A 20,451-nucleotide genomic window follows, 5' to 3' on the forward strand; every position below is an offset into this window, starting at 1 on the left:
CCCTTGAACCGCTCCTTTCACTGCGCTTGCTGCGGCGTCTCCTCGCCCATGCAGCGTACCGCCCGCTTGCGGTTGTCCACCAACACGCCGGTCAGGCCTTTCTGCTGCGTATCGAACAGCACCAGCACCCCATCGACGCACTGGGCCACTTGAGGTGCCGGGTCCAGGGAAACCTTGTAGTCCTCCCCTGGAACGGTCTTGAGCATGGTGTAGTCCTGCAACAACAACGCGTCCTCGGGCTTGGCGAAATGCAGGTAACCGTAATACCAGAGGGCCCCCACCGTCACGATGATGCTGCCGACGCCGGTCAGGATCAGCGGGATGGCGTTGCGTTCTTCACTCATTGCTTGTTCTTCTCGTCAGGGTAATTGGGTATTTCGGCCAGCCGCCGCAGACCGTTGAAACGGCTGGGGTCGTCGAGGAAACGCAGCATCACCTGGCGCCAGACCGGGTCGGCGAAGGTCTGCACATGGCCACCACGGGTCAACTGCAAGACCCGCGGTGGCGGCGCGTGCTGGTACAGGCGAATACCATTGTCCATCGGCACCAGGTTGTCATCGATACTGTGGAAGAACAGCTTCGGCGGTCTGCTCAGTTGCTCGACCGAGCGAATCGCACTGTCGCCGTCCGGCACTAGCCAGGACAGTGGCACCTGCAGCGGCCAGGTCATCCATGAAGTGCTCAAGGCGTAGCGGCCGACGGCGCGATAACTGGCCGGCACGCCGTCGAACACCAGCGCGCTGAAGCGCTGCTGCTGCTCGGGGTGGGCCGCCAGGTAATGGATCGCCATCGCTCCGCCGAGGCTCTGGCCCAGCAATACCAATGGCTTGTTCTTCACCTCGGGAGCCTGGTCCAGCCACGCCATCGCGGCAGCGATGTCCAGGTAGACCTCCGGCAACGACGGCTTGCCTTCGGATAAGCCGTAACCGCGATAGTCAATCATCAGTACCTGGTAGCCCTGCTCCGGCAGCCAGTAGCTGCCACCCAGGTGTCCCGGCAGGTTGCCACCATTGCCGTGCAGGTGCAGCACCGTGCCCTTGAGCTGGACACCGGCCTTGGCCGGCAGCCACCAACCGTGCAGACGGACACCATCCGAGGTCATCAGACTGACATCGCGGTAGTCGAGCTTGGCTCGCGCCGGTGTGAACGCCTGCCCTGGTTCAGGGTAGAACAGCAGGCTGCTGCAGCCACCCAGCCCCAGCAGCACGCTCAGGGCCAGCAGGCGCCAGCATTCAGAGAATGTTCGCGTAGTCGGCTTCAATACGGTCCAGGCTCAGGTGGTTGAGGAAGTTGGAGAAGCACATCCAGGCCGACAGCGCACTCAGGTCCCGGAACTGCTCCGGCAGGTATTTGGGGGGCTCCACCAGGCCTTCTTCGACCAGTTGGCGCAGGGTGCGCATGTCTTCCAGGGTGGTCTTGCCGCAGAACAGCAGTGGAATCTGCTCCAGCTTGCCCTTCTTCACGGCCAACTGAATGTAGTTGTAAACCATGATGAAGCCCTTGAGGTAGGACAAGTCCTTGGTGAATGGCAAGCCATTGGGCACCGAACCGCGGAATACCCGGCTGGCATTGCTGTAGCACTGCGCCATTTCGAAACCTTGCTCGCGGAAGAACGCGAAGACCTGCAAGAAGTCCGCCCCCTCCTCGACCATATGGATGGCCCGGGTGCGGTTGGTCAGCTTGCGCAACCGGCTGGGGTAGGACGCGAAGGCGATCACCTCCATGAGGATGGCCAACCCCTCCTGGGTCACCGTCGACGAGGGCGGGCCCTTGGCCAGGAAGGTGCAGATCGGCTGGTTGAGACCGTTCAGCGTGGTGCCCACATGCACCAGTCCCTCGTGAACTTCCAGCGCGCGCACATCGCGGCTGTTGAACATGGCGTCGGCGCGGACCTTGATGTAGTCGGCTCCCGCCGCGGCATCGGCGACGATACCGTCGGACTCGAATACGCGAATGGTTTCCTCTGCCTCGCCGAACACCTTGTTCAGGCGGTGCTGGAGGATGTCCACGGCCTCCTTGGCGGTAAGGTTCTTCGGTTCGTCCTTGAGGTCGCCACGGCCGTCGATGTTGTTCAGGTAGTCCGAGAGCATCAGGCCCAGATCGGCCAAGGTTGGGTCACCCGCGTGGAAGGCGTCGGAAGCGGCGCCGTAGAGCTCCTGCGAGATCAGACCGAAATCCTCGGTGCCACGCGCTTCGAGCATGCGCACCACCATGCGGTACTCCTTGCACATGCGCCGCATGATCTGCCCAACCGGGTTGAATTGGCCCAACTGGCGGGTGATATCTCGCTCGATGCTCTGGAACTCGGCCTTGACCGCGCTGGAATCGAACGACAGAGGGCGGGACTGGTAATAGGCACGGTCGACGGCCGGCGGCTCCTTGCCCTTGGCCTTGAGAAAGCCTTGGCGGATGCTGTCGTCCCACTTCACCGCGTCCAGGACCCGGATCGGGGTCTGTGCCGCGACGATGCGGTCGGACAGGGCGCGGATGGTTTGCTGGTATTCGTCCACCGGGGACTCCTTATTGGAACTGAGTGCCAAGCCTTTGCATTGCCTGTACCGGCCTCTTCGCGGCTAAATCCACCACAGGTACTGCAATCCCTGTAGGAGTGGCTTTAGCCGCGAAGCAGCCAACACGGTTATTTGCCGGCCCGCTGGAACCGCGCCACCTCGACGAAAAGGTCGGAGTTGGCCGGGTCGTCCAGGTAGGCCAATACCCGCGCCGACGGGCTGTCGATCAATATGCCCTCACCATTGTCCTCAGGCACCTCGGTGCTGCGCCCACTCAGCTCCTTCTTCTCGACCGCCTGCTGCACCTGCTCGACGTCCAGGTTGTAAAGCACCAGCTCCTTGCCATCGACGATGTCGAAACCGCCGATCAGGAAATTGCCGCCCAGGCGCTTGGGAACCCCGGCCGACAGGTACCAGCGGTTGCCGTGGCGCGACACAGTGAACACATATTCTTCGGGTTTCTTGCCCTTCGCAGTGGCAACCGCCTTGTAGGCATCGGCACCACTGCGGCTGATCACCAGCTTCAGCGGCTCGCCCCACGCGTCCTTGCTGCTCCATTTGCCGAGCAAGGCCTTGGGCGCCGCCTGGTTGCTCGGCAGCGGCTCATGGAAGGTCACCAGACAACCGCCCAGCAGCAGGAATGACAACGTCAACAACACCACACGCCAGGCTTTCATCAAGTTCTCCTTGAAAGTTCGGTCTCAGCTCAGCCCGATGCCAACACCAGGTGCAAGTATCGGGTAAGCATAGCGAGCATCTGCCCATCGGCCTGCGTGTCAGCGTCCTTGAGCAGGCCCTGATATTCCATCTGCTCGATTATCGCCGTCAACATATGGGCGTCCTGTTCCGGTTGCCGCGAGCCGACCACTTGCAGCAGCTGGCGGGTGCCATGCAGCAGGATCTGCTCGTGGGCACAGACCAGCTCGGCCAGACGCGGGCACAGCAATGCCTCCTGACGGAAGGCCTGCTCGGCCATGAGGAAGTCTCGGCGGTTGAGCAACTGGCGCGACACATAGTCGGCGGTCATGCGCGCCACCTCGTCGGCCAGCCGTGCCCGCGACTCCAGGCTGCCATCACCCTGCGCCACCAACTGGCGCAGCAGCACTTCAGTATTGGCCCACAACTTGGCCATATAGGCGGCACTTCGCTCGACGTACTGGGCGAAGGTATCGGTGAGCAGGTCCTCGATATCCTTGAAGTAATAGGTGGTAGCCGATAGCGGCACACCCGCCTCGGCGGCTACCGCCCGGTGGCGCACACCACGGACACCATCACGCACGACGATCCGCATGGCGGCGTCGAGGATCAGCTGGCGGCGTTGCTCGCTGCCTTGGCGGGCAGTCTTGCGGCCTTGGTATTGCACGCTTTCGGCGACGGCGGTGGCGATGCCGGCGGCGCCCTGGTGAGGCATTGCGGGTGTCACGGGGGGTACCTCATGAACAGTGTTTCGTCAGTGCCGGACGCTTCGCGGCTGCGGATGCGAAGCGGCCGGCACCACCAATACGGATGTACAGGCAAGAAAAAGCCGCCTCGAAAGGCGGCTCGTTCAATTGACTCAGGCCTGCGGACGCATGTGCGGGAACAGGATCACGTCACGGATAGACGGCGAGTTGGTCAGCAACATCACCAGGCGGTCGATACCGATACCTTCGCCCGCGGTCGGCGGCATGCCGTATTCGAGGGCGCGGACGAAGTCGGCATCGTAGTGCATGGCTTCGTCGTCACCGGCATCCTTCTCGGCCACCTGGGCCAGGAAGCGTTCGGCCTGGTCTTCGGCATCATTGAGCTCGGAGTAGGCATTGGCGATTTCGCGGCCACCGATGAACAGCTCGAAGCGGTCGGTAACCGCCGGGTTCTGGTCGTTGCGACGGGCCAGCGGCGAGACCTCGAACGGGTACTCGGTGATGAAGTGGGGCTGCTCCAGCTTGTGCTCGACCAGCTCTTCGAAAATCATCACCTGCAGTTTGCCCAGGCCTTCGTGGCCCAGCACCTTGGCACCGGCCTTCTTGGCGATTTCACGGGCGCGGTCGACGTCCTGCAGGTCGGCAGCGGTGAGTTCCGGGTTGTACTTGAGGATCGAGTCGAACACCGACAGGCGGGCGAACGGCTCGCCAAAGTGGAATACCTTGTCGCCGTACGGCACATCGGTGGAACCCAGGACCAGCTGCGCCAGCTCGCGGAACAGTTCCTCGGTGAGGTCCATGTTGTCGCGGTAGTCGGCGTAGGCCTGGTAGAACTCGAGCATGGTGAACTCGGGGTTGTGACGAGTCGACACACCTTCGTTACGGAAGTTGCGGTTGATCTCGAAGACTTTCTCGAAGCCACCGACCACCAGGCGCTTGAGGTACAGCTCGGGCGCGATACGCAGGAACATGGCCATGTCCAGCGCGTTGTGGTGGGTTTCGAACGGCTTGGCCGCAGCGCCGCCCGGAATGGTCTGCAGCATCGGCGTTTCGACTTCGAGGAAGTCGCGCTCGATGAGGAACTTGCGGATATGCGAGATCACCTGCGAACGAACGCGGAAGGTGTGGCGGGTTTCTTCGTTGACCATCAGGTCGACGTAGCGCTGGCGGTAGCGCTGCTCGGTGTCGGTCAAGCCGTGGTGCTTGTCCGGCAGCGGGCGCAGCGACTTGGTCAGCAGGCGCACATCGGTCATTTCCACGTACAGGTCGCCCTTGCCAGAACGGGCCAGGGTGCCTTCGGCGCTGATGATGTCGCCCAGGTCCCAGGTCTTGACCGCCGCCAGGGTTTCTTCCGGCAGGGTCTTGCGGTTGACGTAGACCTGGATGCGGCCAGTCATGTCCTGGATGACCATGAACGAGCCACGGTTGAGCATGATGCGGCCTGCCACCTTGACCGGAATCGCTGCAGCTTCCAGCTCTTCCTTGGTCTTGTCCGCGTACTGTTTCTGCAGGTCGTTGCAGTAGCTGTCGCGGCGGAAGTCGTTGGGGAAGGCATTGCCTTTGGCGCGCTCGGCGGCAAGTTTTTCCTTGCGCAGCGCGATCAGGGCGTTTTCTTCCTGTTGCAGGTCTTGCGGTTGGGTGTTGAGGTCGCTCATGTCGTCATTCTTTCCATCAGGTGTTCGTTGCCCCTGTCGGGCAGGGCACGCGATACGGGCCGATGGCCTCGTATCGCGGCGGTGGTATGCGGTTTACAGGCCCTGCTTGAGGCTTGCTTCCAGGTACTGGTCGAGGTCGCCGTCCAGGACCTTCTGGCAGTCGCTACGCTCGACGCCGGTACGCAGGTCCTTGATGCGCGAGTCATCCAGCACGTAGGAGCGGATCTGGTGGCCCCAGCCGATGTCCGACTTGCTGTCTTCCAGCGCCTGCGAAGCGGCATTGCGCTTCTGCATTTCCAGCTCGTACAGCTTGGCCCGCAGCATTTTCATGGCGGTGTCCTTGTTGGCGTGCTGGGAGCGTTCGTTCTGGCAGGCCACCACGGTGTTGGTCGGCACGTGAGTGATACGCACCGCCGAGTCGGTGGTGTTGACGTGCTGACCACCGGCACCGGAGGAGCGGTAGGTGTCGATACGCAGGTCGGCCGGGTTGATTTCGATCTCGACCTTGTCGTCGATCTCGGGCGAGACGAATACCGCCGAGAACGAGGTGTGGCGACGGGCACCGGAGTCGAACGGGCTCTTGCGCACCAGGCGGTGCACGCCGATCTCGGTACGCAGCCAGCCAAAGGCGTACTCGCCCTTGATGTGCACCGTAGCGCCCTTGATGCCGGCGACCTCACCTTCGGAAAGCTCGATGATGGTGGCATCGAAACCACGCTTGTCGGCCCAGCGCAGGTACATGCGCAGCAGGATGTTGGCCCAGTCCTGCGCCTCGGTGCCGCCAGAGCCGGCCTGGATGTCCAGGTAGGCGTTGTTCATGTCCATCTCGCCGCTGAACATGCGACGGAACTCAAGCTGGGCCAGGATTTCTTCCAGGCCTTGCAGCTCGGTCACGACGTCGCTGACGGCGCCTTCGTCATTTTCTTCGACGGCCATGTCCAGCAGGTCCTTGCAGTCGGTCAAGCCGTTGGACATCTTGTCCAGGGTCTCGACGACCTGCGCCAGCATGGCACGCTCACGGCCCAGCGCCTGGGCGTACTCAGGCTTGTTCCAGACGTTGGGGTCTTCCAGCTCGCGGTTGACTTCGATCAGGCGGTCATGCTTGTGATCGTAGTCAAAGATACCCCCGAATGGACTGGGAACGCTCGGTGAGGTCCTTGATGGTGTTCAGAATCGGTTGGATTTCCATGGGCGGGCAGCTCTCGTGCGAATTCGGTGAAAAGCCCGCGAGTATAACCCAGTCTGGAGCCTGGCGGCAGACCCGCCGGGCGGTAGAAAATGGTGTCGGCCCAGGGGACGTAAAGCGCTTGCACGGTCTTATCGCCAGCAAGCCCGGTGCGACCACGGCAGGCACCCGCTTGCCGGCGATGCGGCCCTGTCAGGCGATACCAACCTGATTGCGACCGCTGTTCTTGGCCAGGTACAACCCCTTGTCCGCCGCCGAGATCAATTGCCGGCAATGACTGCCGATACTCGGCGTCTGCGTTGCCAGGCCAATGCTCACGGTCAGCACCGAGTCGGCGTGGGGGGCACTGTGCGGGATATTCAGCCCGAGGATGGTCTGGCGTAGCTTCTCCGCCACCAGCCGGGCGCCTCCCGGCGACGTGTTGGGCAACACCAGGGCAAACTCTTCGCCACCATAGCGCGCCGGCAGGTCGGAGGGACGCGAGCAGCAGTCCCGGATGGCATCGGCGACCTGACGCAGGGTCTCATCGCCTGCCAAATGGCCAAAGCTGTCGTTGTAGGCCTTGAAGTAGTCGACGTCGATCATCAGCAGCGACAGTTGCTGCTGTTCACGCATGGCCCGACGCCACTCCAGTTCCAGGTACTCATCGAAGTGACGGCGGTTGGACAAGCCGGTAAGGCCGTCGGAGTTCATCAGCCGCTGCAGCATCAGGTTGGTGTCGAGCAGTTGCTGTTGGCTCACGCGCAAGGCGCGGTAGGCTTCGTCTCGTTGCAACAGGGTCAGGTATGAACGCGAGTGGTAGCGAATACGTGCTACCAGCTCGATGGTATCCGGCAGCTTGACCAGGTAATCGTTGGCTCCAGCAGCGAACGCCGCGCTCTTGACCAGCGGGTCTTCCTTGGTCGACAGCACGATGATCGGGATGTCCTGGGTCGCTGCATTGCTACGGTATTCGCGCACCAGGGTCAGCCCGTCCAGGCCAGGCATGATCAGGTCCTGAAGAATCACCGTAGGCTTGATGAGCACTGCCTGGGCCACGGCCTGGTGCGGATCGGCACAGAAGTGGAAGTCGATGTTCTCTTCGTGGGCCAGGCCACGACGCACCGCCTCGCCGATCATGGCCTGGTCGTCGACCAACAGGACCATTGCCGAGTTTTCGTTGGTGGTCGTGAAACCGTCGATCGGTAGATCATTCATCCGTAATCATCCAGTCACTGCCGGCCAGGCGGCGTGATGCAATACATATCGTCATTTTGCAAAGATTTCCATCAGTCGCCCGGCGATTCGCTCCAGCGGGCGTATTTCCACCGCAGCATCAATGGCCGCAGCAGCCTTGGGCATGCCATACACCGCGCTGCTGGACTGATCCTGCGCGATGGTCAAAAAGCCTTGCTGGCGCATCAGTTTCAGGCCATGGGCACCGTCGCGGCCCATGCCGGTGAGCAGCACGCCTACCGCGTCACCGCTCCAGAAACGTGCAACGCTCTCGAAGAACACATCGATCGAAGGCCGATAGATTTCGTTGACCGGTTCGGCAGTGTAGGCCAACTGGCCATTTTGCAGCAGACGTATGTGGTGGTTGGTTCCCGCCAGCAGCACCTGCCCAGGTTGCGGCGGCTCGCCTTCACGGGCCAGGCGCACAGGGAGTCCACTGGCGGTGCTGAGCCACTCGGCCATGCCGGCCGCAAACACCTGGTCGACGTGCTGGACCAGCACGATGGCGGCGGGAAACTCTGGCGGCAGGCCCTTGAGCAGCACTTCGAGCGCTGCTGGCCCTCCGGCCGAAGAGCCGATGGCCACCAGTCCGCGGCGCTGTGATGCCGATCGCAGCGGGGCCGATACCGACTTCGCCGCACTGGTGCGTTGCTGGCCGATCAACCAGCCGATATTGAGGATCTTGCGCAGCAGCGGTGCCGCCGCCTCGCGGGCATCTCCCGCCCCCAGGGCCGGGGTATCGACCACATCCAGCGCACCATGGCCCATGGCCTCGAACACCCGGTGCACGTTCTGCTTGCGGTCGACGGTGACGATCACGATGGCGCATGGGGTCTCGGCCATGATCCGCCGTGTGGCCTCGACACCGTCCATCACCGGCATGATCAGGTCCATCAGGATCAGGTCCGGCAGTTCCTCGCTGCAACGGCGCACGGCTTCGGCGCCGTCGCCGGCCACCCAGATCACCTGGTGTGCAGGCTCGAAGGCCAGGGCCCGGCGCAGGGCCTCAACGGCAAGTGGCATGTCGTTAACGATGGCGATCTTCATCCTTGAGCACCCCCAATCAGCTCCACCACGGCATCCAGCAACGCATCGTCATGGAAGCTGGCTTTAGCCAAATAGTAGTCGGCGCCAGCATCCAGGCCACGCCTGCGATCTTCTTCACGATCCTTGTACGACACCACCATCACGGGCAAGGTTTGCAGGCGTTGGTCACGGCGCACCAGGGTGACGAGTTCGATACCGTCCATGCGCGGCATGTCGATATCGGTGATCAGCAGGTCGAAGTCCTCGCCACGCAGCGCGTTCCAGCCGTCCATGCCATCGACCGCCACGGCTACCTCGTAGCCGCGCGTGCTCAGCAACTTGCGTTGCAGCTCGCGCACCGTCAGCGAATCGTCGACCACCAGGATGCGTTTGCGATCCGCACCACGCGCGCCGTGGGCGCTGCGTTCGATGCGCTCCAGGCGGCCGGTGCTGAGCAGCTTCTCGACCGAGCGCAGCAGGTCTTCGACGTCGACGATTAGCACCACTGAGCCATCATCGAGCAGCGCACCGGCGGATATGTCCTGGATCTTGCCCAGCCGCGGGTCGAGCGGCATCACCACCAGCACGCGCTCGCCAATCAAACGCTCCACGGCCACGCCATAAAGCTGTTCGCGCTCGCGGATCACCACCACCCGCAGGCTGCTTTCATCGCCCTGCCCCGCTGGACGGTTGAGCAACTGGGTGGCGGCGACCAGGCCTACATGGCGGCCTTCGTGCCAGAAGTGCTGGCGGCCCTCGACCTGCACGATCTCCTCGGCAGCCACCTCCAGGGTGCGCTCGATGTGAGCCAACGGGAAGGCATATGCCTCACCGCCTACCTCGACCACCAGGCTGCGCACCACCGACAGCGTCAGCGGCACTTCCAGTTGAAAACGACAGCCTTGCCCGGCCACCTGGGTCAGTTCGATGGCACCGCGCAGGTCGCGCACCATGTGCTGCACCGCATCCAGGCCGACACCACGCCCGGACACCTCGGTCACCTTGTCGCGCAGGCTGAAGCCCGGCAGGAAGAGGAAGGTCAGCAACTCCGCCTCGCTCATTCGCGACAGCGTTTCGGCAGGCGACAATCCGCGCTCGGCGATGCTGCGGCGCAGTCGCTCCAGGTCGATACCGGCACCGTCGTCACTGAGCTCAAGCATCAACTGACCCGCCTGGTGGGAAGCGCGCAAGCGGATCACGCCCTCGGCCGGCTTGCCCGCCAGCACCCGCCGCTCGGGCAGCTCGATGCCATGGTCGACCGCATTGCGCAGCAGGTGAGTCAGTGGCGCCTCGAGCTTTTCCAGCACGTCGCGATCGACCTGGGTCTTCTCGCCCTCGATCTGCAGGCGCACCTGTTTGCCCAGCGAGCGACCAAGGTCGCGCACCATGCGGCTCTGGCCGGTCAGGACATCGGCGAACGGCCGCATACGGCAGGCCAGGGCGGTGTCGTACAACAATTGGGCGCGCTGGCTGGCCTGCCAGCCGAACTCGTCGAGGTCGGCGGCCTGCTGCTGCAGGATCTCCTGGGTTTCCGCCAGCAGGCGCTGGGTCTGAGCCAGGGCTTCGAGCACTTCCAGACGCTGACCGCTGCCTTCGAGCTGGGTTTTCAGGCCATCGAGCGCGCGCATGCCTTGGCCATGCATGCGTTTGAGACGCTGCAAGGTGGCCAGGTACGGCTTGAGTCGCTGGGTCTCGACCAGTGACTTGCTGGAAAGATCGAGCAGGCTGTTGAGGCGGTCGGCGGTCACGCGTAATACCCGCTCACTGCCCTCGCTGCCTCGCTTGCCCGCCTTGCGCGGCGTCGGTTCGAGGTCAGCCTCTGGCTCTGCCGGGACAGGCCCGATCACTGGCGGTTGCACGGGCCTCTCAGGTTCTGGAACCTCGACTGCGAAGGGCGCGGCGGCTGTGGCGGGATCCAGCAGGCTCGCCATCTGCGCCAGGAAAGCTGGGACAGCCGCCTCACCGGCCGGGTCTCCCGGCGTGGCGATGTGCATCAGCAAGTCGGTGCCGCGCAACAGGGCGTCGATATGCTCGGCGCGCAGCAACAACCGCCCTTCCTGGGCTGCCACGAGGCAGTCCTCCATGACGTGGGCGACGCTGACGCCGGCATCGATGCCAACGATTCGCGCGGCGCCTTTCAGCGAATGGGCCGCACGCATGCAGGCTTCCAACTGGTCAGCCTGGTTCGGATTGCGCTCCAGGGCCATCAACCCAACGCTGAGCACCTGGGTCTGGGCCTCGGCTTCGAGGCTGAACAGTTCGAGCAGCGAGGCGTCACGCAATTGTTCTGGGGTCATGACAGGCTCCGCTGCACGGCAGACAATAATTGGTGATCGTCCAGCACGCGCACGCTGCGTCCACGCCACTGCAACACGCCTGCGGTGAACGGTGCGCCTTCGTGTTCGCCATCCAGCAAGGCTGGGTCGAGCCGGTGAATACCGTCGATTTCATCCACCGCCATCACCACCGGCCCACCTAAGGCAGCCAGGATCAACAACCGTGGCATGGCCCGAACGCCGCGGGCGTCGCCTTGCACGGCCTCCACCTCGAGCAAGTCGGCCAGCGACAGGCAGGGCACCAAGGCACCGCGCACATTGGCCACGCCCTGCAGCACTCGCGAACGTTGATGAGGCAGCGAATGCACGGGCTGAACCGGGGCGATTTCAGCAAGACTGGCGGTGGCCAGCGCCATCCACTCCTCGCCCAGCCGGAACAGCAGCATCGAGCGGCCCACACACGCTTCCACCGGCACGGCCGCTTGCACCACGTCGTCCTGCAACAGCGCGTAGCGGTCCAGCAAGCGCGTGGCGGCCGCTGCGTAGATTTCACAATTGCGGCAGTGTATGTGCCGATCCAGCAGCGGACACTGCTTGTCACCGTGCACGCCGATGCGGTTCCAGCAGTCATCTATGCGATCGTCATCGTGAGCGATCAATTCCATCGCGCTATCGACCTTCATCGTTCAGACTCCCGCCCTACACGCGCCGCACGCTCCTGCAGACGTCGCGCGCCCGCCTCATCCCCTTGGGCTGCCAATAAGGCCGCCAGTTGCACCAGGGCCTCTGGATGCTGGGGGTCGAGGTAGAGTGCCTTGCGATAGTGGGTCAGCGCCTGCGAGGCGTCACCGTCGGTGTCGCTCAGCAACCCCAACCAGTAATACACCTGCGCCTTAGGGGCGAATTGCCGCAGGTAGCGCTGGCAGCTGGCCCGGGCCTGTGCGCTGTCACCGGCATTGGCCTGGCGCGCGATGCTGGCCAACAGCTCGCTCTCGCTCTCTCGCGGCTCAGGCGAAGGCTGCGCCGGTGGGAAGGTACGTAACGGGCGAGGCTTGGCCGTCGACATCGGTGCCGGCGGCGGCAGCGGCGAACGTGGCGTGAATGGCGGGGGCATCGCACGCCGGGGCCGAACCTCAGGCGTTGGCGCATGGCTGTCCTGGCGAACATAGGCGAACGACTGGGCAATACCCAATGGGCGCATGCCCAAGCGTGCCAGCAGACTGCCCTCGGCGGGGCCGATGAACAAAACCCCCTGGGCATGGATCAGGCGTTTGAGCATCTCGAACACCCGCTGCTGGGTCGCCACATCGAAGTAGATGAGCAAGTTGCGGCAGAACACGAAGTCGTAAAGGCCATCACGGCTCGACAGCGCCGGGTCGAGCACATTGCCTACCTGCAGGCTCACTTGTGAGCACACCCTTTGATCCAGCTGGTGGCCATCCTCGATCTCACGGAAATGCCGCTCACGAAACGCCAGTTCACTGCCCCGGAACGAGTTGCGTCCGTAGATGGCTTGCTGGGCCTTGGTCACCGAATTGGGGCTGATGTCGATGCCGTCGATGTGAAACGAAGCGGGACTCAAGCCTGCATCGAGCAATGCCATGGCCGCCGAATACGGCTCCTCGCCGGTCGAACAGGGCAGGCTGAGCAGGCGTAGGGGGCGCTCGCCGGCGAGCTCTGCCAGGCGCCTCTGGGCCAACCTGACCAGGGCGGTGAACGACTCCGGGTAGCGGAAAAACCAGGTTTCCGGAACGATCACAGCCTCGATGAGCGCTTGCTGTTCGTCGGTCGATTGCTGCAGACGCAACCAGTAATCGTCCAGATCGGCCGCGTCCAGGGCCATGCACCGCTGACGCAGGGCGCGCTCGATCATGGCCTCGCCCACCGACTCCACATCAAGGCCGATGCGTTCCTGCAAAAATCGGAAATATCGATGCAGGTTCATGTCGGCACCTGCAGGGGCTGGGTCGGGAACAACAGCATCCGCACGCTATCGGTCAACAGGTCGTCCACCTCGATGCGTTGCAACATGCCCTCGGCATCCTGAAGCACAGGCCCCAGGTAACGCGCATCAGGGTTATCCAGGCCATAAGGTTGGAAGGCTTCGGGGTGGCAGCGCAGGGTGTCGGTGGCTTGCTCGAGCACCAGGCCGAGCTGCTGGTCTTGGCGGTAGCGTACCAACACCAGTCGGGTGCTGGTGCGCTGCACGGCGGGCCTACCGAAACTCAGGGCCGAAAGGTCGATCACCGGCACCATCACGCCTCGATGGGCAAGGACGCCTGCGACCCACGTCGGCGCCTGGGCGATCGGCTTCAGCGGGCGACGCGGCAACACTTCGATGACTTCCCGGACATCCAGGGCGAAGCGCTGCTCGCCTATACGAAACTGCAGGTACAGCACGCCCTTGGCATCGGCCGCCACTACCGTGTGGGGATGAAGGTCACTCATCGCCGTCAGACTTTGAAGCGCGACACACCGCCGCGCAGCCCCGCAGCCACCTGGCTCAGTTCGTCGATGGCGAAACTGGCCTGGCGCAAGGATTCCACCGTCTGGGTGCTGGCATCACTGAGCTGGGCCAGCGCCTGGTTGATCTGCTCGGCACCGGTGGCCTGGGCCTGCATGCCTTCGTTAACCATCAACACGCGCGGCGCCAATGCTTGTACCTGGTGGATGATCTGGCTGAGCTGCTCGCCCACCTGCTGCACCTCGAACATGCCGCGGCGCACTTCCTCGGAGAACTTGTCCATACCCATGACGCCAGCCGACACCGCTGACTGGATTTCCCGCACCATCTGCTCGATGTCGTAGGTAGCCACGGCGGTCTGGTCGGCCAACCGGCGCACCTCGGTGGCAACCACAGAGAAGCCTCGGCCGTACTCACCGGCTTTTTCCGCCTCAATGGCGGCATTGAGCGACAGCAGGTTGGTCTGGTCGGCCACCTTGACGATGGTCACCACGACCTGGGTGATGTTGCTGGCTTTCTCGTTGAGGATCGCCAGCTTGGCATTGACCAGGTCGGCAGCGCCCATCACCTGGTGCATGGTCTCTTCCATTCGCGCCAGGCCCTGCTGACCGGAACCGGCGAGGCTGGAAGCCTGATCGGCAGCGCTGGTAACCTCGGTCATGGTGCGGACCAGATCGCGAGAGGTGGCGGCGATCTCACGCGATGTAGCGCCAATTTCGGTGGTGGTGGCGGCGGTTTCGGTGGCGGTGGCCTGCTGCTGCTTGGAGGTGGCGGCGATCTCGGTCACCGAGGTGGTGACCTGCACCGATGAGCGCTGCGCCTGGGCGACCAGGTTGGCGAGGGCCTCGGCCATCTCGTTGAAGCCACTTTCGATGGCGCCGAACTCATCCTTGCGGTCCAGGCTCAAGCGCATGCTCAGGTCACCCGAGCGCAGTTTGTCGAGGGCATGGACGATACGCTGCATCGGTGCGGTAATGGCCCGCATCAGCAGCAAACCACAGATGCCTGCCGCGACGATCGCCAGCAGCAGTGAGACCAACATGCTGCCCTTGGCGGTGCTTACCGCGCTGACGATTTCCTGGGTGGCTGTACCGGCGGACTCACGATTGTGTTCGATGACGGTGTTCAGATGCTTGCGGCCTTCCAGCCAGGCGGGGGTAAGCACCTCGACGATCAGTCGCTCGGCTTCGGCGTAATTGCGCTGACGGTACGCCTCAAGCACCTGGTTTACAGTCTTGAGGTAGTTTTCTTCCATCTGGATGAAGGTGTCGAACCGGGCCTGATCGTCGGCGCCCTGGATGGTGCCTTGGTAGTTGGCCATCTGTTGCTTGAGCCGATCCTCGAAGCTCTTGAACAACTCCATGTCGGCCGCAGTGATTTCACGCCGCTTGGACAGGCCTACCAATTGTTGGCTGGTGACGTAACTGTCGACCCACGCACTGCGAATCATCGAACTGTAGTAAAGCCCGGGGATGCTGTCGGTCCCCACCGCCTCCTCGGCACTTTCGATCGCCACCAGCCGCGAGTAGGCGGCCACGATCATCAGCAGCATGATGGCGATGATCACGGCGAAACTTGCCAGGATCCGTTGGCGCAAGGTCCAGTTCTTCACATTCAGCCCTCAGGAATTCACAACGAGCGGGAAAAATCGCCGAAGTATAGCCCAGGCTTCCTCTGCAATTGCGGCTGAAATTCGTTGTTTCAGGCATCCTTGCCCGACAATATGGCGTTTTGCCTGATCATGGCGTCGACGCCAACCTGACCTGGGTCTCCAGCTCCTGCCGCAGGGCTGGGTCCAGGCGCAACTGGCGGGCCAGTTCATCCAGGTAGGCACGCTCCATGAAGTTTTCCTGATCGACCATCATCACGCTGGCCAGGTACATCTCAGCGGCCATTTCCGGCGTCTGCGCGGCACGGGCGACTTCCGCCGGGTCCAGTGGCTTGTTCAGCTCGGCGTGCAACCAGTGCTGCAGCTCCTGGTCGCTGTCCAGGCGGGTGAACTCACCCTCGATCAAGGCACGCTCGCGATCATCGATGTGGCCGTCGGACTTGGCCGCTGCCACCAACGCCTGCAGCACCGCCTGGCTGTGCTGCTCGGCTTGGGACGCAGGCAGGCGGTCGAGGGTCTGAGGCTCTGCGCCCGCCCCCAGGCCCTGGCGTGCCTGCCAGTTGCCGTAGGCCTTGTAGGCCAGCACACCGAGCGCCGCCAGGCCACCGTAGGTCAGAACCTTGCCGCCATACTTGCGCGCCTTCTTGTTGCCCAGCAGCAGCCCCATCGCCCCGGCAGCCAAGGCGCCGCCGCCGGCGCCGGAAAGCAGGCCGCCCAGGCCACCGGCACCTGCCGCAGGCTTGCCCGCGCCGCCTGCGGTGGTTTGCTTGTTCAGCAGTTCCTGGCCAGATTTGAGCAATTGGTCGAGCAGGCCTCGGGTGTTCATGTGCACGTCTCCACGGCGCGTAAAGTCACGGCCAGAGTAAGGCTTACCGCCATGAACACCACCTGTGGATTTGCTTCCAGATGTTGCGTTGCCGGCACAAAACCCAACTAGACTCGACTTCGCCGACAACCTGCACAACCGCACTACGCTTATAACAATGGCTTCACAGCTTTCTTGATGACTGCCCCGACCAAGATCTCCAAGAAGAGGGAACACCATGTCAGTGCACAAGACCGCATTGCTCGGCGCCGTGAGCGGCGCGCTAGTGGCCAGCGCCAGCTTGCAGGCCGCCGATTTGCCCAAGGCCCTGGGCGCCGGCGAAGGACGACTGGATATCGTCGCCTGGCCGGGCTACATCGAGCGTGGGGAAAGCGACAAGGCCTATGACTGGGTCACAGGCTTCGAAAAGGAAACCGGCTGCAAGGTCAGCGTCAAGACCGCCGCGACTTCCGACGAAATGGTCAGCCTGATGACCAAGGGCGGCTACGACCTGGTCACCGCTTCGGGCGACGCTTCGCTCCGCCTGATCGCTGGCAAGCGGGTGCAGCCCATCAATACCGCGCTGATTCCCAACTGGAAGCACATTGACCCGCGCCTGCAGAACGGTGACTGGTACGTGGTCGACAAGCAGGTTTACGGCACCCCGTACCAGTGGGGGCCGAACGTGCTGCTGTACAACACCAACGTATTCAAGCAACCGCCCACCAGTTGGAGCGTGGTGTTCGCCCCGCAAGACCTGCCCGATGGCAAGCCCAACAAAGGCCGGGTGCAAGCCTATGACGGGCCGATCTACATCGCCGATGCCGCGCTGTACCTGAAGTCGGCCAAGCCTGAGCTGGGCATCAAGGACCCCTACGAGCTCACCGAAACGCAGTACAAGGCCGTGCTCGAGCTGCTGCGTCAGCAACAGCCGCTGGTCCATCGCTACTGGCATGACGCAACCGTGCAGATGAGCGATGTGAAGAACGAAGGCGTGGTCGCCTCCAGTTCCTGGGGCTACATGGTCAACGGCCTGAAAGCCGAAAACCAGCCGGTGGCCTCGACCATACCGAAGGAGGGTGCAACGGGCTGGGCCGATACCACCATGCTGCACAGCGAGGCCAAGCACCCCAACTGCGCCTACAAGTGGATGGACTGGTCGTTGCAGCCGAAGGTGCAAGGTGATGTGGCGGCCTGGTTCGGCTCGTTGCCGGCCGTTCCGGCGGCCTGTACCGCCAGCGAGCTGCTGGGTGCCGAAGGGTGCAAGACCAACGGCTTCGACAACTTCGACAAGATTGCCTTCTGGAAAACCCCACAGGCCCAAGGAGGCAAGTTCGTACCGTACAGCCGCTGGACCCAGGATTACATTGCGATCATGGGCGGACGCTGAAGCCGGTTGAAACCCGACCTGGCTTCCTCACGGGCAAGCCGCTCCTACAGAGTACCGCGCAGTAGCTGTGGGGGCGGGTTAGCCCGCGAAGGGGCCAGAGCAGGAATAAGAACGTTTCCTGGAGCCCACACATGCCCCTAGCCGTCCAGTTCACCCAGGTTTCCCGCACCTTCGGCGAGGTCAAGGCTGTCGACCAGGTCAGCATCGACATCGAAGACGGCGAGTTCTTCTCCATGCTCGGGCCCTCAGGCTCGGGCAAGACCACCTGCCTGCGCCTGATAGCGGGCTTCGAACATCCCAGCAGCGGCTCGATCCGTATTCACGGCGTCGAAGCCACGGGCGTGCCGCCCTACCAGCGCGACGTCAACACCGTGTTCCAGGACTACGCACTGTTTCCGCACATGAACGTGCGCGACAACATCGCCTATGGCCTCAAGGTAAAAGGCGTGGCCAAGGCCGAGCGCCATGCCCGCGCCGACGAGGCTTTGGCGATGGTCGCCCTTTCTGGCTATGGCGAGCGCAAACCGGCGCAGCTTTCTGGTGGCCAGCGTCAGCGTGTGGCCCTGGCCCGCGCACTGGTCAATCGCCCGCGGGTCCTGCTGCTGGACGAACCCCTCGGCGCCCTGGACCTGAAGTTGCGCGAACAGATGCAAGGCGAGCTCAAGAAGCTGCAGCGCCAGCTGGGCATCACCTTCGTTTTCGTTACCCACGACCAGACCGAGGCGCTGTCGATGTCCGACCGCGTGGCGGTGTTCAACCGGGGTCGCATCGAACAAGTCGACACCCCACGCAACCTGTACATGAAACCGGCTACCACCTTCGTCGCCGAGTTCGTCGGCACGTCCAACGTCCTGCGGGGCGAACTGGCGAAGCAGCTCAATGGCAGCGCCACGCCGTTCTCCATTCGTCCGGAGCACATCCGCCTCGGTGACGCGGCCACTACGGGAACCGAGGTCCAGGTCAGTGGCTTGCTGCGCGACATCCAGTACCAGGGCAGCGCCACCCGCTACGAAGTCCAGCTCGACAGTGGCCAGTTGTTGGCGGTGAGTCATGCCAACGATCGCTGGCAGGACCAGGCTCAGCCCTGGCAACCGGGACAGCGAGTGCAGGCGCGCTGGCCACGCGAGGCCATGACGGCCCTGCGCGAAACCCTCCTCGACTCACCTGAACGAGCCCTGCCGAAATGAACCCGGCCGCGGCGTCCCCAGGCCTGCTGCGCAGGTTTTCCAACCTGCTGTACCGACGGCCAAACCTGTACCTGGCGCTGCTGCTGATCCCGCCACTCACCTGGTTCGGCGCGATTTACCTGGGTTCGCTGCTGAACCTGCTCTGGCAAGGTTTCTATACCTTCGACGACTTCACCATGGCGGTAACCCCGGACCTGACCCTGGGCAACTTCGCCGCCCTGTTCAATCCGTCGAACTTCGACATCATCCTGCGCACCTTGAGCATGGCCGTGGCGGTATCGCTGGCCAGCGCCGTGCTGGCCTTCCCTATCGCCTACTACATGGCGCGCTACACCACCGGCAGGACCAAGGCGTTTTTCTACATCGCGGTGATGATGCCGATGTGGGCCAGCTACATCGTCAAGACCTACGCCTGGACCCTGCTGCTGGCCAAGGGCGGCGTCGCCCAGTGGTTCGTCCAGCAGTTGCACCTCGAAGGCCTCTTGCAACTGGTGTTGGCGGTGCCGGGAGTGGGTGGCAGCACCTTGTCCACCTCGCACCTGGGGCGCTTTTTGGTGTTCGTTTACATCTGGCTGCCGTTCATGATCCTGCCCATTCAGGCGGCCCTGGAACGCTTGCCGCCATCGCTCCTGCAGGCCTCGGCCGACCTTGGGGCTACGCCGGGGCAAACCTTCGTGCAGGTTGTTCTGCCGCTTTCCATACCCGGTATCGCCGCAGGCTCGATCTTTACCTTCAGCCTCACCCTCGGCGATTTCATCGTCCCGCAGCTGATCGGCCCGCCCGGGTACTTCATCGGCAGCATGGTCTACGCCCAGCAAGGGGCGATCGGCAACATGCCCATGGCGGCCGCCTTTACTCTGGTGCCCATCGTGCTGATCGCAGTCTACCTAGCCATCGTCAAACGCCTGGGAGCCTTCGATGCACTCTGAAAGTGCTTCGCTGGGGCTGCGCCTGGCTGCGTGGGGCGGGCTGCTTTTCCTGCATTTTCCGATCGTGATCATCATCCTCTACGCCTTCAACACAGAGGACGCAGCCTTTAGCTTCCCACCCCAGGGATTCACCCTGAACTGGTTCACCGTAGCCTTCGCGCGCCCGGACGTGCTCGAGGCCATCATGCTGTCGGTGAAAGTCGCCAGCCTCGCCACGCTGATAGCCCTGGTACTGGGCACCCTGGCCTCGGCGGCGCTATATCGACGCAGCTTCTTTGGCAAGGAGAGCATCTCGCTGATGCTGATCCTACCCATCGCCTTGCCCGGCATCATCACCGGCATTGCCTTGCTGTCAGCCTTCAAGACCTTGGGCATCGAGCCTGGTGTGCTCACCATCGTGGTCGGCCACGCGACCTTTTGCGTGGTGATCGTCTACAACAACGTCATCGCCCGCCTGCGGCGCACCTCCCAGAGCCTGATCGAGGCCTCGATGGACCTGGGTGCCGACGGCTGGCAGACCTTCCGCTACATCATCCTGCCCAACCTGGGCTCGGCCCTGCTGGCCGGTGGCATGCTGGCGTTCGCCTTGTCGTTCGACGAGATCATCGTCACCACCTTCACCGCAGGCCATGAACGCACGCTGCCGATCTGGCTGCTCAATCAGTTGAGCCGTCCCCGCGATGTGCCGGTCACCAATGTCGTCGCTCTACTGGTGATGCTGGTGACCATGTTGCCGATCCTCGGCGCCTATTACCTGACCCGCGGCGGCGAAAGCGTTGCGGGCGGCGGCAAATGA

General features: G+C 63.2%; 19 protein-coding genes. 4 read left to right on the forward strand and 15 right to left on the reverse strand.

Translation table 11 applies throughout. The features are described from left to right. Positions 1-17 precede the first annotated feature (17 nt). The 15 genes from P3R38_RS19375 to P3R38_RS19445 form a co-directional block, all read right to left on the reverse strand. A complete protein-coding gene (locus P3R38_RS19375; protein ID WP_023382006.1) occupies positions 18-344 on the reverse strand; it encodes a hypothetical protein in 327 nt (108 codons plus the stop codon). After that, positions 341-1,261 (reverse strand): alpha/beta hydrolase, encoded by a 921-nt coding sequence (locus tag P3R38_RS19380; RefSeq protein WP_027906539.1) that lies wholly within the window; start codon positions 1,259-1,261, stop codon positions 341-343. Before P3R38_RS19380 ends, P3R38_RS19375 begins: the two co-directional genes overlap by 4 nt. Beyond that, positions 1,233-2,510: a flavohemoglobin expression-modulating QEGLA motif protein gene (locus tag P3R38_RS19385; protein ID WP_023382008.1), complete on the reverse strand. Its 1,278-nt coding sequence runs from the start codon at positions 2,508-2,510 to the stop codon at positions 1,233-1,235. Before P3R38_RS19385 ends, P3R38_RS19380 begins: the two co-directional genes overlap by 29 nt. Positions 2,511-2,638: 128 nt before the next feature. Beyond that, entirely contained in the window at positions 2,639-3,187 is a 549-nt protein-coding gene (locus P3R38_RS19390; protein ID WP_023382009.1) for a hypothetical protein, read from the reverse strand. Positions 3,188-3,216: 29 nt separating this feature from the next. Continuing rightward, positions 3,217-3,921 carry a TetR family transcriptional regulator gene (locus P3R38_RS19395; protein WP_023382010.1) on the reverse strand — a complete coding sequence of 235 codons (705 nt, stop codon included), beginning with the start codon at positions 3,919-3,921 and terminating at the stop codon, positions 3,217-3,219. Between the two features lie 144 nt (positions 3,922-4,065). After that, on the reverse strand, positions 4,066-5,568 hold the full coding sequence (lysS, locus tag P3R38_RS19400) for a lysine--tRNA ligase (protein WP_023382011.1): 1,503 nt from the start codon (positions 5,566-5,568) through the stop codon (positions 4,066-4,068). Positions 5,569-5,661: 93 nt separating this feature from the next. After that, a protein-coding gene (gene prfB, locus P3R38_RS19405) for a peptide chain release factor 2 (protein WP_104881346.1) occupies positions 5,662-6,757 on the reverse strand; the annotation gives its coding sequence in 2 pieces (ribosomal slippage) (positions 5,662-6,684 and positions 6,686-6,757; 1,095 coding nt in all). Positions 6,758-6,946: 189 nt separating this feature from the next. Further along, positions 6,947-7,951, reverse strand: coding sequence for a PleD family two-component system response regulator (locus P3R38_RS19410; protein ID WP_023382013.1), 1,005 nt, complete (start codon positions 7,949-7,951; stop codon positions 6,947-6,949). 51 nt (positions 7,952-8,002) lie between these two features. Further along, positions 8,003-9,016, reverse strand: a complete 1,014-nt coding sequence (locus P3R38_RS19415) for a chemotaxis response regulator protein-glutamate methylesterase (RefSeq protein WP_023382014.1) — start codon at positions 9,014-9,016, stop codon at positions 8,003-8,005. Further along, positions 9,013-11,292, reverse strand: coding sequence for a hybrid sensor histidine kinase/response regulator (locus P3R38_RS19420; RefSeq protein ID WP_277686516.1), 2,280 nt, complete (start codon positions 11,290-11,292; stop codon positions 9,013-9,015). The genes P3R38_RS19415 and P3R38_RS19420 overlap by 4 nt, the downstream gene beginning before the upstream one ends. Next, complete coding sequence (locus tag P3R38_RS19425; RefSeq protein ID WP_023382016.1) at positions 11,289-11,954, reverse strand: chemotaxis protein CheW; 666 nt, start codon at positions 11,952-11,954, stop codon at positions 11,289-11,291. Before P3R38_RS19425 ends, P3R38_RS19420 begins: the two co-directional genes overlap by 4 nt. Continuing rightward, a complete protein-coding gene (locus P3R38_RS19430; RefSeq protein WP_277686517.1) occupies positions 11,951-13,216 on the reverse strand; it encodes a CheR family methyltransferase in 1,266 nt (421 codons plus the stop codon). The genes P3R38_RS19425 and P3R38_RS19430 overlap by 4 nt, the downstream gene beginning before the upstream one ends. Beyond that, positions 13,213-13,719: a chemotaxis protein CheW gene (locus P3R38_RS19435; RefSeq protein WP_104881343.1), complete on the reverse strand. Its 507-nt coding sequence runs from the start codon at positions 13,717-13,719 to the stop codon at positions 13,213-13,215. The genes P3R38_RS19430 and P3R38_RS19435 overlap by 4 nt, the downstream gene beginning before the upstream one ends. A 5-nt stretch (positions 13,720-13,724) precedes the next feature. Next, on the reverse strand, positions 13,725-15,347 hold the full coding sequence (locus P3R38_RS19440) for a methyl-accepting chemotaxis protein (RefSeq protein WP_023382019.1): 1,623 nt from the start codon (positions 15,345-15,347) through the stop codon (positions 13,725-13,727). A 127-nt stretch (positions 15,348-15,474) separates the two neighbouring features. Next, complete coding sequence (locus tag P3R38_RS19445; RefSeq protein ID WP_104883369.1) at positions 15,475-16,170, reverse strand: tellurite resistance TerB family protein; 696 nt, start codon at positions 16,168-16,170, stop codon at positions 15,475-15,477. A gap of 217 nt (positions 16,171-16,387) precedes the next feature. Here P3R38_RS19445 and ydcS point away from each other — a divergent pair, with 217 nt between their 5' ends. The 4 genes from ydcS (at position 16,388) to P3R38_RS19465 (ending at position 20,451) form a co-directional block, all read left to right on the forward strand. Continuing rightward, positions 16,388-17,539, forward strand: coding sequence for a putative ABC transporter substrate-binding protein YdcS (gene ydcS, locus P3R38_RS19450; protein WP_027906546.1), 1,152 nt, complete (start codon positions 16,388-16,390; stop codon positions 17,537-17,539). A 131-nt stretch (positions 17,540-17,670) separates the two neighbouring features. Continuing rightward, entirely contained in the window at positions 17,671-18,726 is a 1,056-nt protein-coding gene (locus P3R38_RS19455) for an ABC transporter ATP-binding protein (RefSeq protein WP_104883368.1), read from the forward strand. Further along, positions 18,723-19,655: an ABC transporter permease gene (locus P3R38_RS19460; protein ID WP_023382023.1), complete on the forward strand. Its 933-nt coding sequence runs from the start codon at positions 18,723-18,725 to the stop codon at positions 19,653-19,655. Before P3R38_RS19455 ends, P3R38_RS19460 begins: the two co-directional genes overlap by 4 nt. Further along, positions 19,645-20,451, forward strand: coding sequence for an ABC transporter permease (locus P3R38_RS19465; protein ID WP_023382024.1), 807 nt, complete (start codon positions 19,645-19,647; stop codon positions 20,449-20,451). Before P3R38_RS19460 ends, P3R38_RS19465 begins: the two co-directional genes overlap by 11 nt.

The organism is Pseudomonas sp. NyZ480 (assembly GCF_029537255.1).
In the GTDB taxonomy this organism is placed as follows: domain Bacteria; phylum Pseudomonadota; class Gammaproteobacteria; order Pseudomonadales; family Pseudomonadaceae; genus Aquipseudomonas; species Aquipseudomonas taiwanensis.

Coding starts and splice junctions, on each gene's coding strand:
- P3R38_RS19375 (WP_023382006.1), bottom strand. CDS start 344: ATGAGTGAAGAACGCAACGCCATCCCGCTGATCCTGACCGGCGTCGGC.
- P3R38_RS19390 (WP_023382009.1), bottom strand. CDS start 3,187: ATGAAAGCCTGGCGTGTGGTGTTGTTGACGTTGTCATTCCTGCTGCTG.
- P3R38_RS19395 (WP_023382010.1), bottom strand. CDS start 3,921: ATGCCTCACCAGGGCGCCGCCGGCATCGCCACCGCCGTCGCCGAAAGC.
- lysS (WP_023382011.1), bottom strand. CDS start 5,568: ATGAGCGACCTCAACACCCAACCGCAAGACCTGCAACAGGAAGAAAAC.
- P3R38_RS19410 (WP_023382013.1), bottom strand. CDS start 7,951: ATGAATGATCTACCGATCGACGGTTTCACGACCACCAACGAAAACTCG.
- P3R38_RS19415 (WP_023382014.1), bottom strand. CDS start 9,016: ATGAAGATCGCCATCGTTAACGACATGCCACTTGCCGTTGAGGCCCTG.
- P3R38_RS19420 (WP_277686516.1), bottom strand. CDS start 11,292: ATGACCCCAGAACAATTGCGTGACGCCTCGCTGCTCGAACTGTTCAGC.
- P3R38_RS19425 (WP_023382016.1), bottom strand. CDS start 11,954: ATGAAGGTCGATAGCGCGATGGAATTGATCGCTCACGATGACGATCGC.
- P3R38_RS19430 (WP_277686517.1), bottom strand. CDS start 13,216: ATGAACCTGCATCGATATTTCCGATTTTTGCAGGAACGCATCGGCCTT.
- P3R38_RS19435 (WP_104881343.1), bottom strand. CDS start 13,719: ATGAGTGACCTTCATCCCCACACGGTAGTGGCGGCCGATGCCAAGGGC.
- P3R38_RS19445 (WP_104883369.1), bottom strand. CDS start 16,170: ATGAACACCCGAGGCCTGCTCGACCAATTGCTCAAATCTGGCCAGGAA.
- ydcS (WP_027906546.1), top strand. CDS start 16,388: ATGTCAGTGCACAAGACCGCATTGCTCGGCGCCGTGAGCGGCGCGCTA.
- P3R38_RS19455 (WP_104883368.1), top strand. CDS start 17,671: ATGCCCCTAGCCGTCCAGTTCACCCAGGTTTCCCGCACCTTCGGCGAG.
- P3R38_RS19460 (WP_023382023.1), top strand. CDS start 18,723: ATGAACCCGGCCGCGGCGTCCCCAGGCCTGCTGCGCAGGTTTTCCAAC.
- P3R38_RS19465 (WP_023382024.1), top strand. CDS start 19,645: ATGCACTCTGAAAGTGCTTCGCTGGGGCTGCGCCTGGCTGCGTGGGGC.